Below are 1,153 nucleotides of genomic sequence, written 5' to 3' on the forward strand. Positions count from 1 at the left end.
AGCGAAACACCCAGACTCTTCAAGCTTCCACGGAAAATAAGACTGTTAACCAGATTCAAAAAGCACTTGCGATAGAAGACAAGATAAGCTCATAGTAACCTGAAATAATTGGTACGGAATGCCGACATAGAAAAGGTCATAATTAGTGTGAATTAAAACCACTAAGCTTTTCTAGTGATGAGCTATTTATTTGGCTATTTTGCGGACATCGTGAACTCAGCAGAACATCACTTTATATGTTCACCATAAAAACTAAACTCTCTCAGAATACTAGTTCTGCGAATCCCAGTTACGCTTTCACAATCAAAACTCAGAGAAGCTCGTTTATAATCACATCGGGGTTACTTACGAAGCGGTCTAGTTCCAAAAACTCTTCTTCGTTTGCACTAATATTTTTGGATTTTGACAAAAAAGCAGCTTCTACCGCAACTCTCGGAGTGAGCTTTGTTTTTCCATTTTTCATGCGGCTAAGTTGGCTTTGCGTAAGGTTAAGTAGCACGCATAACTCTCTTGTATTTTTTGCGCCTTTTGCGCGAGCGATAAAATCCAATACATTCTTGGCGTGCTCTTCGTCCTGGTGAATAATTAATTCAATAGCTATATACAGCTCGCGATTTGAAGATAGAGAACTGGAAAGCTGAGAAATCAGTTTTCCCCATTTTTCTGCATCAGCCTTGTATAAGATTTCAACAAGCTTGATCCTATCTTCTTGATCTAGTGATTGCTCTGCAGCAGTCTCATATTTCGAGTTGAGATGTTCATAAAACGGAGCTACCACTTTCAAGGAACATTCGTCTGTGATTAATCGTAAAATAGTATCGGCTGAAACTTCACACTCTGGCTCTCGGACAAAAGGAACATCATCAATTCCGCGCAAAAATTGACTGTTACTAGCATCACGAACTTTTTTCGCTAGGTTATCAGGTAACAATGCCTCTACCCCCCTACGTGCTGCAGCAAACCCAAGCTTATCTAGAATAACTAATCTTGCTCGCCAAGGGAGACTCCCCTCTTTTCGCTCAACTTTAGTAATAGTTGCAAGGGGGATGCTCAGCCGCTCAGAAAGAGCGTTAGTTGACTCAACATCAAACTCTTTTTTTAGCCTTTTTATAAGATCGTAATCAGACACAGAATTATTACCTAGATTTAACAC

General features: G+C 39.8%; 1 protein-coding gene. It reads right to left on the reverse strand.

Annotation, left to right across the window (positions count from 1 at the left end):
• Positions 1 to 310: 310 nt before the first annotated feature.
• Positions 311 to 1,153 (reverse strand): hypothetical protein (locus A3757_RS01275; protein ID WP_231878181.1); only part of this gene is annotated, 843 nt, incomplete at its 5' end.

Source organism: Oleiphilus sp. HI0117, assembly GCF_001635235.1.